This window comes from Pseudoduganella sp. R-32 (assembly GCF_049913245.1).
Taxonomy (GTDB): Bacteria; Pseudomonadota; Gammaproteobacteria; order Burkholderiales; family Burkholderiaceae_D; genus Rugamonas.
This window is the reverse complement of the sequence record NZ_CP183987.1, coordinates 4,796,949-4,812,274: the sequence shown is the minus strand read 5'-3', so window position 1 is coordinate 4,812,274 and position 15,326 is coordinate 4,796,949. Positions and strand designations below refer to the sequence as shown.

The following is a 15,326-nucleotide window of genomic DNA, read 5'->3' as shown; positions in this document are numbered from 1 at the left end:
CAGCCATTATACGCGGGCTCAGGCTGCTGGCGGTTCCTCAGGGGCCGGGGCGATGGCTGGCGCTGGCGGGTCAATCGGGGCGGCGGCGGCTTCCGGTGGATCGATATCGGTTGCCGGTGGGTCAATCTCGGTCGCCGGTGGATCGATGTCATCGCTCGGCGGGTCGATTTCGCCATTACGCGCGGCCTGGCGGGCGGCGTTGGCGGCATGCGCCAGTTCCGCAGCCTGGCCCGGCTCGGATTGCAGCCGGCCGTAAGCCTTGGCCTTTTCGCTGGCGTTAGCTGGCAGGTAGGTATCCAGTGGCGATTCCGCATCGACCAGCTTGAGCAGGCGCATGGTCAGGTTGCCGGCGTCGCTCTCCTGGCCTTGTTCGTTCTGCTGCTTGAGCGTGGCGCTGATATTGCGGTCCATCAGGCGGAACAGGTCGGCCAGGCTGCCAGGGAAGTCGATGTCCGGGAATTCTACTTCCGGCAATGGCATGGCAGGGTTCTGGTCGGCTTGATCCTTGCGGCGCGATGGCACGTTGGATGCCGCGCCGGCGGTCATCGTGGCTTCGTACTGGATTTCCACTTCAAAGCTCAGCTTGCGGCCGTCGGCGGTGGTGATGGTGCCTTTGCCGAGGAAGTGGGAGTTTTCGTTCAGGCTGAAGCCAAGGGCATCGGCTACGCCATCGGCACCTTCGGCATGCAGTGCGCCGGCAGCGAAACTGGCATTCGATTCCAGCGCGACGGAGTCGAAGGAAATCTTGGCGCCCTTGGCATTGTCGCCGAGTAAATTTTTGGCAAAGCTGCCGATCAGGCTCTGTGCCATGTCGACGGTTCTGTTGCCCAACTGGTCGACGCGCTTTTGCAGGTCGACCGCGTTGCTGGACAGCGAAACCGCGCTATCTGCATTCACGTCCCTCACAGCATTGGCGCGCGAAGGCTTGCTTTCCGCCTGCGAAGTGGCAGGGGACAAGGAAGTGTTCTGGTACTGGCGTGGGCCGATGGAGTTGAGAGGGTTCATGATAGGAAACCTTTTAGGGGTACTACCCCTGATACGGCAAGTTTCTGGATTTCTTGAGGATTATCAATGGTGATGAGTCCACAAGCCGTTTGACTCCAGGTAGGACTTGACCGCTTCCGGGGCGCCGGTGGCGTGCAGTTTCACTTCCCCGCAGGTGCAGACACCATAGTACGGCGTAATGTGCGAGCACGCAGAAGTTTTCTGCAATGCAACCTTAACTGCTTTGCTGCATTTTGCGCATTTGAAAGTGAGGGTGCGTGGGGCTTTCAGGAACATGGCCTAGACTCCGGGCAAAAGAACGATTTTATCAGGCAAAGATATCAATCGTTGCTTGCTTTTCGGAAAGACCGTAGGCATGCTGGACTGTTTGTTGCTTCGCCGAAAGCTCGGCCTGGGCTTGCAGCGCCATCTGGCCGGCGCGCGCGGCCACGCTGCGGTCCTGGCCGGACGGGTCGGCCGGTGCCAGCGCCGCCGCCTGCACCTGGCGCGCCTTGTCGATGGTTTCTTCGGGCGTGCGGCCGGGCGAGGTGTCGATATTGACTTCGCCGCCCACGGCATAATTCACGCCGTCCGGACCGCGTTGGTAGGTGTAAGTGGCGCCTGAGGTGGCCAGGCTGCCGGCGGCGGCAAGGTGGGCCTGCTCATGCTGGCGCACCTTGAGGTCGCTCGCCTTGAGCTGGTCGATTTTTGCCTGGTCTTCGGGGGAATATTGCTGCTGGGTCGATTCGCTGCGCGTAGCGCTGCGCGCAGGTGCGCTTGCCTGCGGCGCGTAGCTGCCCGACGATGATATGGCGCCGATTCCCATTTACACATCATAACAAATTGGCAGGCGCTTTCCGTCAACTGGCGGCCACTTCTTGCGTTGAAGGAGTGACCGTCATGCCGATGGAGGTTTACGATGGAAAAGTCCAGGCAACCAAGCAAGGAAGCAGTGCGCAACTGGCTGCAGTCGCGCCAGGAAGAACGCCGTCCCTTGCCCGACCCGCAACAGATCCGCCGCGAACTCGGTTGGGAAATGGTGCGCGTCAAGCAGGACCAGCGCACCTTGCGCTTAGCTGACTGAGACTGCGCTGCGGCCGCTGGTTGCGGGCTGCACCGCGATCCGGGTAGAGATCCGTTCGGTCATTTCCTGCACGTGGGAGATCACGCCCACTTTTCTCCCCATCGATTGCAAACCATCCAGCGCGTCCATGGCGACGCGCAGGGTTTCCGCATCCAGGCTGCCGAAGCCTTCGTCGATGAACAGCGATTCCACCCGCACGCGGTTGGACGAGAGCGAAGCCAGGCCGAGCGCCATGGCCAGCGATACCAGGAACGATTCGCCGCCAGAGAGCGAGTGCACGGAGCGTTTTTCATCGCCCATGTGCAGGTCGCGCACCAGCAGTCCAAGCGAAGGCTGGGCGGGGTTGTCGATGCGTTCGAGCTGGTAGCGCGGCGCCAGTTGCGACAGGTGGGCGTTGGCGTAGCCGATCAACACGTCCAGCGTGAATTGCTGGGCGTAGTTGCGGAACTTCTTGCCGTCGGCCGAGCCGATCAGCTCACTCAGTTGCGCCCAGCGGCGTTCCGTTTCCTGCTGGCGCGCGATGTCGGCCAGCAGGGCTTCTGCGGCTTGGCGGCGGTCGTCGTCCTGCGCCAGTTGCAGCTTGAGGGCGGCGGCATGGTCGTGCGCTCGCTTGCGCTGTTCCTGCAGGGCCGCCAGGGCCTGTTCCAGTTCGGCAGCGCTGCGTTGCTCGCCTTCGGGCGCGCCGGCCAGGTGTTCGGCGTGTTGCGCTTCGCGTTCGGCTTGCACTGCATTGGCGGATGCCAGTGCCTGGTCGATCGCCTGCAGGAAGATGCGTTCGTCGCGGATCGCCTGCTGGGAGTGGGCGAGCAGGGCGCGCAGTGCTTCCAGGCTTTCGATGCCCAGGGGCTGGTTGTCGGTGAGCCAGGCTTGCAGGCGGGCGGCGGCATTTTCCGCGGCGGCGTCCAGTGCGGTGAGGCGTTGCCTGGCCTGCACGTGGATTTCGTCGGCGCGGGTACGCTGCTGGGCGGCCTGCTGGGCCGATTCCTGGCGCGCTTGCAGGGCGGTGCGGGCGGCGTCGATTGTCGCGCGCAATTCGGATTCCACTTCGCGCACTGGGCGGCCTTGCCAGAGCCCCTGGCGTTCGGCGGCCGCGGCGTCGCGTGCGGCGCACGCTGCTTCGGCAGCGGCCTGCGTGGCGAGGGCTTCGGCAGCGCAGCGTTCCTGGGCGGCGCGCAAGGACTGCACCTCGATGGACAGGGCGGCAATTGCGCTGCTGCGCTCATCCGCGGACTGGCGTTGCGCCTGCCATTGCCTGCATTCGCGCGCGCGCTGCTCGTGGAAGCGCGCCGGGCTTTCCTTCCATTCGTCTTGCCAGCCGTCGCGTGCCAACGGGGCGTCAAGCTGGTCGAGCAGGTCGGCAATTTGCAGGGCGGTGTCGATACGCTGCTGGTCCAGGGCCTTGTGCTGCGCTTCGGCCTGGGCCAGGGCGGCTTGGGCTGCGGACAGGGCCTGCTGGTGGCGACTGCAATCGGCGTTTGCCTGTTCACAGGCAGTTTGCGCGACCTCGCGGACGCGGGCGGCCTGGCGGTGGGACTGTTCCTGGCCTTCCAGGGCGTGCAATGCCGATTGCAGCGCCTCCGCATGCGCGGCGAGCCAGCCGGTATTGTCCTCGTCGCCGCCAGCTTGGCCGGCGTGTTCCGCCAGGGCGGCGCGCGCAGCTTGCCAGCGGGGCTGGACGTTGGCCAGCGTGTTGCCGATGCTGTGCTGCTCGACGCCGATAGCCGCCAACTGTTCAATGCTGGACTGGAGGCGGGCCTGCTGCTCGGCCTCGTGCTTGACATTGCGCTGCAGCTTGTCGCGGCAGTCGTGCACTTCGGCCAGCAGTTGCGCCAGCATGGCGTGCAGCGGGCCATCCTCGTTCCGGTATGGATGCTGATGCGAGCCGCAAACCGGGCAGGGGCAGTCGTCCTGCAGCGTGGCACGCAGCTTTTCGACGCTTTCGCCGGTGGCCGCTTCGGCCAGTTTCAGCGAGCGTTCGGCCTGCGCCGAGGCGGCGAACAATGCGGCGTTGGCTTGGCGGGCAGCGGCGGCTTCGGCTTCGGCACTGTCGCGGGCAGCCTGCAGTAAAGCACTGCGCGTCGCCAGGTCCTGCTGGCGGGTGCCGAGCTGCGCCAGCTCTTGCCAGGCGGCGTTTGCTTCGGCCAGCAGCATGCGGCGCCGGTCGAGGTGCTGGCGCTGCCGGGCGTTACTGTCGGCATCGATGCCTGCCAGCGCTTTCGTGGCCAGCTCGCGCTGCGATTCGGCCTGGCGCAAACGCTCGGTGGCGGCAGCGAAGCCGTTGCGCGCCTGGTGTTCGTCCTGTCGCTGGCGGGCGGCGGTTTGCTGCACGGCGGCCAGCGCTTGCGAGTGTTTATCGGCGCGGTCGGCTTGCTGGCCGGCCTGCGCAAACAGCACATCCCAGCGCGCCCAGTCGCGGGCCAGCGCCGACCAGTGCTGGTGCGCGGCCAGCCATTGTTCGCAATCGTGCTGCTCGTCGGCGAGGGCCTGTTGCTGCGCTTCGCGTGCGGCCAGGGCGGTGCGTGCCGCGGCGTCGGCCTGGGCTGAGGCGTCGCGGGCGCTGGCAGCCTGGGTGACGGCCGACTGCAACGATTCCAGGCGCACATCGAGTACTTTCGCCTGGTCCAGCAGCGGCACCGCGTCCTGCTGCGCGCCTTCGGCCGCGGCCAGCGCGGCGCCGGCCTGATGGACATCGCCGCCCAGCACTTCCAGTGCCAGGCGAGTGCGTTCGGCTTCCTGCTCTGCGAGGGAAATCGCCGCTTGAGTGGCGGCGCGTTCGGCTGCAAGGCGGACCACTTCATCGTCCAGTGCGCGCGCCGGTTGCACGGCATCCAGTTGCGCCAGCATCGCGCGGCGCGGCGCTGCGGCGTCGGAATCCTGCTGTCGTTGCTGGAGCTGTTCGCGAGCCTGCTGTGCCGCCGCGGCCAGGCGTTCGGCTTGCTGGTGCCAGCGCAGTTCGGCTTCCAGCGTTGCGACGCGCCGGGCCGCGGCGTGCAGCGCTGTTTCGGCAGCTTCGGCCTGGGTGACGATTGCGGCGCGTTGATCCGGCGACAATGGTTGCTGGTTCGCCAGTCCTGCGCTGAGGGCCTTCAAAGCCAGTTCCTCGGCACGCCAGCGTTCAAAAGCACGCTTTGAGATTTCGCTATAGATGCCGCTGCCGGTCAGGGTCTCCAGCAGGGCGCCGCGCTCGTCGTCCCGGGCCTTGAGAAAGGCCGAGAACTCGTTCTGCGCCAGCAGCACGGCGCGCGTGAACTGCTCGAAGCTCAAGCCGATGCGCTGCACGATTTCCGCCATGACCTCGGTCTTTTTGTGGCCCAGCGGCTGCAGTCCCGGCAGCTTGTGCAGCGTCATGCTCGTTGGCTGCAAAGCGCCGGCGGCCTTGGTGCGGGCGCGCCAGACGTTCCAGCGCGCGCGATAGGATGCGCCATCGTTGCCGACGAAGTCGACTTCGGCCCAGCCTTCGGCGGCGCCGCGGCGCAGCAAGGTGCGCGGGTCTTGCGACGACACCGGGTCGCCGACGTCGGGCGTCTTGCCGTCCGCCTTATGCAGGCGCGGGGTGTCGTCGTATAGCGCCAGGCACAGGGCGTCGAGCAGGGTGCTCTTGCCGGCTCCGGTCGGGCCGCTGATGGCGAACAGGCCCGCGTCGGAGAGCGGCTGGGCGGTGAAGTCGACGCAGAACTCGTCGGCCAGCGAGGCAAGATTCTTGCCGGCGATGCGCAGGACTCTCATGGCTGCACCAGTTCCGCAAAGGCTGCCAGTTGTTCGGCGGGCGCTTCGGCGCCATAGCGTTGCTGGTAGAGGCGCCTGAAGATCTCGTCCGGCTGCAGGGTAGCCAACTGGTCGAGCGACAAGGCGGCTTCTTCAAAGGAAGCGCGGGCGGCGCTCGAAGTCTCGATTTTCGCCAGGCGGACAGGCTTGCCTTGCAGCGCTTCTTCGACGGCGGCGCGCAGGCCGGGCTCCGGCGCGGTGAGCTTGATGCGAACTTCGAGCAGCGGCTGCTGTTCCAATGGCGCTTCCGGCAGGTCGATGGCGGCCAGTGCGGCTTTCACCTCTTCCAGCGTGGCCGGCTTTTCCGGCACGCGCAGCAACTGCACGGCACGCGGGACCGGCAGGACGCTTATTTCCGCCACCTGGGCGCCTTCCAGGTCGATACGCAGGACCTGGTGCTGGTAGCCCGTTTCGGCAAAGGACAGCGGAATCGGGCTGCCGCAGTAGCGGATATGCGCATGCGGGCCGACTTGCTGGGCAAGATGCAGGTGACCCAGTGCCGCGTAGGCAATCGGCGGCGGGAAGATGCCGGTGGGGAGCATCTCCGTGCCGCCAATGACGATGCGGCGCTCGGATTCGGCCGACATGGTGCCGTTGACCATATGGCAGTGGCCCATTGCGACAATCGCCTGGCCTTCGGCGGCGCGGGCGCTGGCCAGTTCCAGCGCCTGGCGGTACAGTTCCGCGATGCCGGAAAGATAGGGATCGGGCTGCGGCGCGGCGTCCTCTCCGGTGGCGGCTTGCACGGCCGGCAAGCGCGGCACGTCGCCATGGCGCAGGAAGGGAACGGCCAGAACCCAGGCCGCCACGGCGCCGTTTTTCCCTGTCAGCGGCACCAGCATGCGTTCCATGTCGATATTGCCGTCCGCGTCGCGGTGCGGGTAGCCGACCACGGTGGTGCCGTGCACCTCCAGCAAAGGGCCGGGAGCTTCAAGGCGGCCGGGAGAGTCGTGATTGCCTGCAATGACGACAATGTCAAGCTGCGGCGCGCGGGCGCGGGCTTGCTGAAGGAAGCCGTAAAGCTGGCGCTGCGAGGCCGCAGACGGATTGGCGTTGTCGAAAATATCGCCGGCCACCAGCAAGGCATCGACTTGTTCGGACACGATGGTGTCCAGCAGCCAGTCCAGGAAGCGCTGGTGCTCGTAGTGGCGGTCAAAATTATGCAGCGACTGGCCAAGGTGCCAGTCGGAAGTGTGCAGCAGGCGCATGAAATGTAAAGCTGGGCGTGGGAAGCGCAAATATAGCGCAAACGGCTGTCCGGTGTCTTGATCCCGGTCAGGCCGCGTTCGGAGAGCGCATTGCCGGCAACGGCTCGCCGCTGCGGAAGGTGTTGCGGCCGGCCTGCTTGGCTTCATACAGCAGCAGGTCGGCGCGTTTCAGCAATTCTGCGGGGCTGAGATCTTCATCGCGGTAATAGGTCAGGCCGATGCTGGTCGAGACATTGGCCAGGATGCCATCGAGCTCGAAAGGTTGCTGCATGGCGTGCACGATCTTGGACGCGGTGACGGCGGCGTCCTCGGTCCTGGAGATATGGTCCATGATGATGGTGAACTCATCGCCGCCCAGGCGCGCCACGGTATCGCTGGCGCGAACGGTATTGGACAGCCGCGCCGAAAACGCCTTGAGCAGCGCGTCGCCAACCGCATGGCCGTAGGTATCGTTGACCGGCTTGAAACGGTCGATGTCGAGGTACATCACCGCCATCAGGCTTCTGCCTTCGCGGCAGGCCGCCATGGTCTCGCTCAATTTTTGCAGGAAGCCGGCACGGTTGGTGAGCCCGGTCAGCGCATCGACTTGCGACAGTTTGAGCAGGCGCTGTTTCTCGCGCTTTTGCGCCGTCACGTCCTGGCGCATCACGTGGAAGCCGATCACGGTGATGCCGTCTTCGTCCAGCTGCGGAATGTAGACCACGTCGTAAGTGCGCAGGTGGTCGCCGGTATCGTCTTCTTCCTCAAAGGTCAGGGTCTCGCCGCGCAAGACACGCGCGATGTAGGGTTGCAGCAAGGCATAGCGCTTCTCGCCGACCGTTTCCTGCACCGTGCGGCCCGTGACCTGCAGGCCGGTCTTGCTGAATTCACGCTCATAGGCGAGGTTGTGGAAGCGATAGATCTCTTCGAAGTCGACGTAGGCGATCATGGCGGGCAGGGTATCGGCGATGGTGCGCAGGCGGGCCTCGCTTTCGCGCAGGGCCATGACGGACTTGCGCACCAGCGTGATGTCGTCCAGCGTTCCGACATAGCCGGCTATTGCATTGTCGATCACGATCGGGGCCACCTTGATCGAGGTCCAGACTATCTTGCCGTCCGGGTGCACGCAGCGCAGGGTTTCCTGGAAGGCCTGCTGGGTCGTATTCAGGTGGCGCAGCGAAGCGCGCAGCATGTCGCGGTCGTTGGGATGGACGGCATCGAACCAGCCGTCCCCCAGCGCCGCGTCGCGCGGCATGCCGGTGATTGCTTCGAATGTCCGGTTGACGTAGGTGCATTTGCCGTCCTTGTCAGCGCGCACCAGGCCAAGCGGCGAGGCATCGTTGACAGCCTGCAGCTCGGCCTGGTTCTGGCGCACGGCCATTTCCGAACGTTTGCGCTCGGTGATATTGCGCGCGGTGACGGCGACGCCGTCCTCGATGGCGACGATCTGGTGCCGCAGCCAGAGCGGTTCGCCGAATACAGCCGATTCGAATTCCTCTTCCAGCGGCTCGCCGGTGCGCATCACGCCCATGCATTTGTCGAACATGCCCTCGCTATGCCAGAGGGGAAGCATGTCGCCCATGCGCTTGCCCAGCGCGTCGTCGGAGGAGTGGCCGAGGATGCGGGCGCCGCGCTCGTTCACGTCGACCAGGATGAAATCGGTAATCGCGCCGGCGTTGCCGCCGGCGCGGCAGGCCTTGATCAGGAACAGGGCGTCAAGGCTGGCATCGACGGCGGCGTGCAGCTTTTCGCGCGCGTAGGTCGCTTCGCGGGTGCTCTCGCGCAGGCGCTGCGCCTGCTGCGTGAGCAGGAGGCTGAATACCAGCACCACCACCGAAACGATGGCGGTGACGCCAAAGTACAGGCGCCGCTGGCTATAGTACTTGGCCAGCGCGTGCTGTTTGGCGTCGCCCACCACGGCGGTGAGCGAGTAGCGCGGCATGTCGCGAAAGCCGTAGATGCGCTCCGTTTTGTCGATAGGGGTCTTGAGCAGCAGTTCTTCCGGCAGGTTGACCGGGTCGGCCGGCGCGACGTAGTCGATGGTGTCGGTGATGAACAGCTTCTCGTCGACGCGGCCGGTAGCCAGGGCGGTGTCGCGGCTGATCAGCATGACCAGCCCGCCTTCGTCCACGTGCAGGCGGTCGTAGTCCTCGACGAAATAGGCCGGGTCGATCATCAGCACGATCACGCCGGCGAACTTGCCAGCCTTGTCGTCCAGCCGGCGTGCGATCTGGATTTGCCACTTCCTGGTGATCGGTTCCACCATCGGGTTGGTGACCAGGGCTGCGTCGCCGGCTGTCGTGGCAAGGGCCTTGAAGAATCCCAGGTTGGCCGAATTGGCCGGGAAAACGCCGTGCATGCTCTCCACCAGCTTGCCGTTGGCGTCGATCAGGGCGATCGGCAATTCGAGGCGGGCCGGCATGACGGAGTCCAGCAGGCCGCCGCGTTTGCTGAATTCGGGCAGGCGCAGGGCGCCGTTGGTTTCTTCGAACTTGAGCTTGAAAAGCTGGGTGGCATGGTCCGCCTGGCGTAGCAAATGGCCGGAGTGCTCGGCCAGCGTGCGCGCCAGCGAATGGCTGTGCTGGACGGCGTCGTAATGCGCACTTTCAGCGTCCTGCCTGAGCTGGTAGAACACGTCGGCCCACATTACCACCAGCAAAACCAGCGTGAAAGAGGGCAGCAGTATCATGCGATACAGCTTGCGGAAAATCTGACGGGCGGTGGATGTTGGCACAGGCTTATTTTGCACTCAAACCCCGGCAGCGGGGTCAAAAAAACGGATCAATGCTGCCTGGCAGCCACCATCATTCGCAAAATGCCAAGAAATACTGTCAATTCGCTATTAGAATAGGCGTTCACACCCTACAGGAATCGAGTCTTGACCGAACTGAATCTCTCCCTCGCCGCGGCACGTGCCTTGCACCTGGCTGCGCAAGGCCTGCTGCAACCGCGCCGGCGCAAGGCGCAGAAAGGCGACGTGCTGGAAGCGATCCGCAGCATGGGCGTGCTGCAGATCGACACCATCCATGTGGTGGCGCGCAGCCCCTACCTGGTGTTGTGGAGCCGCCTGGGCGACTATCCCCAGCCCTGGCTGGAAGAGCACCTGGCCGAAGGGGCGCTGTTCGAATACTGGGCGCATGAAGCGTGCTTCGTGCCGATCGAAGATTACCGCCTGCTGCGCCATCGCATGGTCGATCCGAGCGCGATGGGATGGAAGTATTCGGCGCAGTGGATGAAGGAACGGCGCGCCGACGTCGAGCGCGTGCTGCAGCATATCCGCAGCAATGGGCCGGTGCGCTCCGCCGATTTCGAGCGTACCGACGGCAAGGGCGGCGGATGGTGGGAATGGAAGCCGGAGAAGCGCTCGCTGGAAGTGCTGTTCACCGCCGGCGAGCTGATGATCGCGCGGCGCCAGAATTTCCAGCGCGTGTACGACCTGGCCGAGCGCGTGCTGCCGGATTGGGACGACAGCCGCATGCCCGGCATGGATGAAACCCGGCGCGAACTGGCGCTGAAATCGGTGCGCGCCCTGGGTCTTGCGCGCAGCGCCTGGGTGGCCGATTACTACCGCACCAAGCCGCCGCGTCCCGACCTCGAAGCGCTGGCCGAGGAAGGCTTGCTGCTGCGCGCCCGCGTCGACGGATGGAAAGACCCGGTGTACATCCACCACGACCTGGCGGACCTGGCGCAAGCGGCAGCCGAAGGCAGCCTGTCGCCGACGCTCACCACCATCCTGTCGCCTTTCGACCCGGTAGTGTGGGACCGCCGCCGCGCCCTGGACCTGTTCGACTTCGATTACCGGCTTGAGTGCTATACGCCAGCCGAAAAGCGCCGCTACGGCTACTTCACGCTGCCTATCCTGCGCCGCGGCGCACTAGTGGGCCGCATCGACGCCAAGGCGCATCGCCGCGGCGGCACGTTCGAACTGAAAAAACTGGTGCTGGAGCCGGGCGCCCGCGTCAGCGAGCGCTTCGTGCGCGACGTTGCCGGCGCGGTGCAGCGCCTGGCCAACTGGCATGGCTGCCCGCAGGTGCAGGTGCAGGCCAGCGAGCCGCCCGGATTCGCCGCCACGCTGCAGGCGGAGCTGGACGGCCAGGGAGTCGAACAATGAAGCTCGCCCCGGCGCCGCAACGCGTGGTGGGCACCGACGGCAAGCCCTTGCTGGGCCGCTTTTCCGGCGCGACGCAATCTTTCGACTGGCATTTGCTGGCTGGCGAGCATGCGCGCGGCAGACTGTGGCGCCGCTTCCATCACAAGAAATGGCATTACGTCTCGCTGGTTTCGGAGCAGGTGATGGCGGCAGTTGCCATCGTCGACCTGGGCTGGACCAGCACCTGCTTCGCCTACGCCTTCGATCGCAACGACAACGATATGATGGCCAACTTCTCGCAAGACGGCCTGCCGGGCCGGATGTCGGTCGGCGTCGGCGAGCACGCCGGCGCGGCAAGCTGGTTCCGCACGCGCAGCGCCCAGGTCAGCATCGAACCGCTGGAAGGCGAACGCTTCCAGTTGGCCTTGCGCTGCCCCTACATGGAGATCGACGCAGAATTCGGGCCGCCGATCGCGCCGCTGCTGCTGGCGACAGGGCCGGTGGCGGGCGGGGCGCTGCACGGCACGCAGAAGTCGCCCGGCATGCCTTTGAACGGTGAAATACGCACCTTCCGCGACCAATACAAGCTCGATGGAGGCGTGGCCAGCTTCGATTATTCGAACGGCCTGCTGGCACGTGAAACTTCGTGGCGCTGGGCCTCCGGGCACAACCTGGAAATGGGCTTCAACCTGCAATCGGGCTATTTCGGCGGCCACGAAAATGCGCTCTGGATCGATGGCGAAGTGGTGCCGCTGGCTCCTGCGCATTTCATCTTCGACCCGCACGACCCCATGCAGCGCTGGCACATCTTCACCGAAGACGACCAGCTGGAGCTGTTCTTTACCCCCGACGGCGCGCGCCGCCAGGACCGCAACCTGCTGGTAGCTGCCAGCCGCTACATCCAGCCGGTGGGCCACTTCAGCGGCTGGGTACGCAGCGAGCCGGAAGGGCCGAAACGCATCGTCACGCAACTGGCAGGCGTGACCGAGGACCACTATTCACGCTGGTAAGGGAAAGCCGCCATGAGCATCAGGAATATGGACAGCCTGTTCGACCCCGGTTCGGTGGCCATTTTCGGCGCCTCGCTGCGGCCCGACCGCATGGGTACCCAGGTGATGAACAACATGGCGGAAAGCGGCTTTGCCGGCGCGATCTGGCCCGTCAATCCTAAATACGAGCAGCTGCGCGGCATTCCATGCTACCCGCGCCTGTCGGCCCTGCCGCGCGCGCCGGACCTGGCCATCATCTGCACGCCGCCCGAAACTGTCCCGGCCCTGATCGCCGACCTGGGCGCCCGCGGCACGCGCGGCGCCATCATCCTGACGCCGGTCAGCGCTACCATCGGCCAGCAGATCATGCGGGCGGCGCGCCCATACCTGCTGCGCATCCTCGGCCCTGGCGGCATCGGCCTGCTGGCGCCGCTGGCGGGCCTGAACGCCAGTGCCGCCCACGCCGGCGCCAAGCCGGGCAAGACCGCCTTCATTTCCCAGTCGGCGACCGTGATGACGGCGGTGCTGGACTGGGCACAGCTGCACGGCATCGGCTTCTCGCGCGTGGTATCGGTGGTGGAGGGCGGCGATATCGACCTGGGCGACATGCTGGACTACCTGGCGGCGGACGATGACACGAGCGCCATCATCATGCACATCGAATCGGTGAGCTGCGCCCGCAAATTCATTTCCGCCGCGCGGCTGGCGGCGCGCGGCAAGCCGGTCGTGGTGCTGAAGGCCGGCCGTAGCGGCGACGACAAGGTGTACGACGCCGTGATCCGCCGCGCCGGCATGCTGCGCGTGTATTCCTCGGCCGACCTGTTCGACGCGGTCGAAACGGTGGCGCGCGCAAGGCCCACGCGCGGCACGCGCCTGGCCATCATGAGCAACGGCAGCGGCACCGGCAAGCTTGCCGCCGACGCGCTGCAATACGTGCACGGCAAGCTGGCGCAATTCTCGCCCGATACCGGCAAGCGCCTGCGCAACGAGCTGCCGCCCGGGCTGCTGCTGGCCAACCCGATCGACATCGGCGGCGAAGCCAGTGCCGAACGCCATGCCGCCGTAGCCAGCGCCTTGCTGGCCGACCCGGGCGCCGATGCATTGCTGGTGGTGCACGCGCCATCGTCGGCCGCAGCCAGCACCGGCGTGGCGCAGGCCTTGGCGCCCTTGCTGCGCCAGAGCGGCCGCAGCGTGCTCTCCTGCTGGCTGGGCGGCGCCTCGGTGGCCGGCGCGCGGCAGGTCTTCGCCGATGCCGGCCTGCCGACCTACGACACGCCCGAAAAAGCCGTGCGCGCCTACAGCCAGGTGGTGCAGTATTCGCGCAACCAGGCCTTGCTGATCGAGGTTCCGGCCCAGGTGCCCGCGCATTCGGTGCCGGAGCGGCAGGCGGCGCGCAACCTGGTGGAAGCGGCGCGCGCCGCCGGCCAGGCCGAGCTGGCGCGCGCCGACCTGGCCGCCGTGCTGGCGGCCTACGGCCTGCCGCTGGCAAGCGAGCCGGCCGGCGGCAATGTGCAGCAGCTGCGCATCGCCATGCAGGTCGACCCTGTCTTCGGGCCCGCCATCAGCGTTGGCCTGGGCGGCAGCGCCGGGCGCGTGGTGGACGACCGCGCCGTCGGCCTGCCGCCCTTGAATACCGTGCTGGCGCGCGACATGCTGCGGCGTACGGGCGTCGGCCGCGCCCTGGTCGACGAACGCGAAACCCTGTGCAGCGCGCTGGTGCATGTGGCCGAACTGGTGGCCGACATCGGCGAAATCGCCGCGCTGGAAATCGACTCAGTCACCGTGGTGGACGGCGTGCTGCAGGTGCATGCCGCACGGGCCGCGCTGGGCCCGCGCCGCGCCGAAAGCAGCATGGCGATCCGCCCCTATCCGCAAGAGCTGGAGCAGGAAATCCAGTGGCAGGGCGCCGCCCTGTTGCTGCGCCCGATCCGGCCGGAAGATGCCCCGGCCCACGTGCGCTTTTTCAGCCAGCTCGACCCCGACGATGTGCGCCTGCGTTTTTTCTCGGCGATGAAGGAATTGCCGCCGACCCAGCTTGCGCGCCTGACCCAGATCGACTACGACCGCGCCATGGCCTTCATCGCCACCCGCACCGGCGCCGATGGCCAGCCGGAGACACTGGGCGTGGTGCGCGCGGTAGCCGACCCGGACAACCAGAAAGCGGAGTTCGCGATCATCGTGCGTTCCGATCTGAAAGGCAAAGGATTGGGAAATATCCTGTTCCAGAAATTGCTTGACTATTTCGGCAGCCGCGGGACGCGCGAAATCACGGGCGAAGCCCTGTCGGAGAATATCGGAATGCAACAACTGATGCGAAGATTTGGCGGAACAGTGACGGCGTCGCGAGAAGCTGGTATGGTTGATCTTCGCCTTGCGCTGGATTTGAAAACCTCCTAAATTGTGGAGGGCGAATGGCGTTACCTTGATGTACGTCAAAGTGAACCTGTCGGGCTAATTTACACTTGTACTTCCGTTTCCGCGTAGCGATATTTGGGAGCAAGAATGTTAACGGCCACATATACATTAGTTGCGCTTTCCGTTGAACAGGCTAACGTGCGCCTTAGCCTGCTGTCGTTTCAAAAATACGTGCAATCGACGCTGTTGCGGCAACAGCGCCTGACGCTCTCCCAGCTTGAATATGCTTGCGAAACCCTGGAGCGCCTGTACCAGGCCTGCCATTGGCGCAAGATCGAGCTGTACCTGATTCCGGCCCTGCAAAATGCGACGGAACAGGCCAACCAGCTGCTCGACGAGCTGAGCCGGCTGAACCAGTCTGCCTTGTCGGTGATCCGGCGGTTGCAGGCTGAACTCGACTCGGCGGTGGAGTACAGCGAACAGCAAGTGACGGAGATCTGCGAATCGATCGAGACTTTCTGCACGGTGCTGTTGCAGCGCCTGGAGAAAGAGGAAAAGGAATTGTTTGCGATTGCCCGCGCCACCATTGGCGGCGAAGCCTGGTTCGATATCGCGAACAAATTCCTGGCCCATGATGCTCAAGTGGTGGAAGCGCGCCGCGTGCCGGCCTCCGCCGAAAAAGACAGGAAAGCCTTGTTGGAAGCCAAGCAGGTGCGTGCCTCCCTGCGCAGCGAAGACGAGCTCGTGGTTCCTGTGCCGAAGCTGCGCTACCACCGGCGCACGCGTTTGGCCCATCGCGCCGCTGCGGACACGGCCTGAACACGCCATGCCTGCATTCGCCGCCCCTGCCGGGCGGCGCTGCGCTATGATGG

At 65.5% G+C, this 15,326-nt stretch carries 10 protein-coding genes; 5 read left to right on the top strand and 5 right to left on the bottom strand.

From position 1 onward, the window contains the following. Positions 1-18 precede the first annotated feature (18 nt). Positions 19-1,005: a hypothetical protein gene (locus tag ACN9MU_RS21730; RefSeq protein WP_426343447.1), complete on the bottom strand. Its 987-nt coding sequence runs from the start codon at positions 1,003-1,005 to the stop codon at positions 19-21. A 307-nt stretch (positions 1,006-1,312) separates the two neighbouring features. Beyond that, on the bottom strand, positions 1,313-1,810 hold the full coding sequence (locus tag ACN9MU_RS21725) for a putative metalloprotease CJM1_0395 family protein (RefSeq protein WP_426162513.1): 498 nt from the start codon (positions 1,808-1,810) through the stop codon (positions 1,313-1,315). Positions 1,811-1,903: 93 nt separating this feature from the next. Here ACN9MU_RS21725 and ACN9MU_RS21720 point away from each other — a divergent pair, with 93 nt between their 5' ends. Next, positions 1,904-2,068, top strand: a complete 165-nt coding sequence (locus ACN9MU_RS21720) for a hypothetical protein (RefSeq protein WP_426318543.1) — start codon at positions 1,904-1,906, stop codon at positions 2,066-2,068. On the opposite strand, the gene ACN9MU_RS21715 is transcribed toward ACN9MU_RS21720, so the two are convergent. The 3 genes from ACN9MU_RS21715 to ACN9MU_RS21705 form a co-directional block, all read right to left on the bottom strand. Next, entirely contained in the window at positions 2,057-5,794 is a 3,738-nt protein-coding gene (locus ACN9MU_RS21715; protein ID WP_426318542.1) for an AAA family ATPase, read from the bottom strand. The genes ACN9MU_RS21720 and ACN9MU_RS21715 overlap by 12 nt on opposite strands. Then, complete coding sequence (locus tag ACN9MU_RS21710; RefSeq protein WP_426318541.1) at positions 5,791-7,041, bottom strand: exonuclease SbcCD subunit D C-terminal domain-containing protein; 1,251 nt, start codon at positions 7,039-7,041, stop codon at positions 5,791-5,793. Before ACN9MU_RS21710 ends, ACN9MU_RS21715 begins: the two co-directional genes overlap by 4 nt. 67 nt (positions 7,042-7,108) lie before the next feature. Next, positions 7,109-9,754, bottom strand: a complete 2,646-nt coding sequence (locus ACN9MU_RS21705; protein WP_426343446.1) for a diguanylate cyclase domain-containing protein — start codon at positions 9,752-9,754, stop codon at positions 7,109-7,111. A 144-nt stretch (positions 9,755-9,898) separates the two neighbouring features. Here ACN9MU_RS21705 and ACN9MU_RS21700 point away from each other — a divergent pair, with 144 nt between their 5' ends. From ACN9MU_RS21700 to ACN9MU_RS21685, 4 genes are all read left to right on the top strand, one after another. Next, positions 9,899-11,131, top strand: a complete 1,233-nt coding sequence (locus ACN9MU_RS21700) for a winged helix-turn-helix domain-containing protein (RefSeq protein WP_426343445.1) — start codon at positions 9,899-9,901, stop codon at positions 11,129-11,131. Next, positions 11,128-12,120, top strand: a complete 993-nt coding sequence (locus ACN9MU_RS21695; protein ID WP_426162506.1) for a DUF2804 domain-containing protein — start codon at positions 11,128-11,130, stop codon at positions 12,118-12,120. Before ACN9MU_RS21700 ends, ACN9MU_RS21695 begins: the two co-directional genes overlap by 4 nt. 12 nt (positions 12,121-12,132) lie before the next feature. Continuing rightward, positions 12,133-14,496, top strand: a complete 2,364-nt coding sequence (locus ACN9MU_RS21690) for a bifunctional acetate--CoA ligase family protein/GNAT family N-acetyltransferase (RefSeq protein ID WP_426343444.1) — start codon at positions 12,133-12,135, stop codon at positions 14,494-14,496. A 105-nt stretch (positions 14,497-14,601) separates the two neighbouring features. Further along, positions 14,602-15,273, top strand: coding sequence for a hemerythrin domain-containing protein (locus tag ACN9MU_RS21685; protein WP_426162504.1), 672 nt, complete (start codon positions 14,602-14,604; stop codon positions 15,271-15,273). Positions 15,274-15,326: the final 53 nt, after the last annotated feature.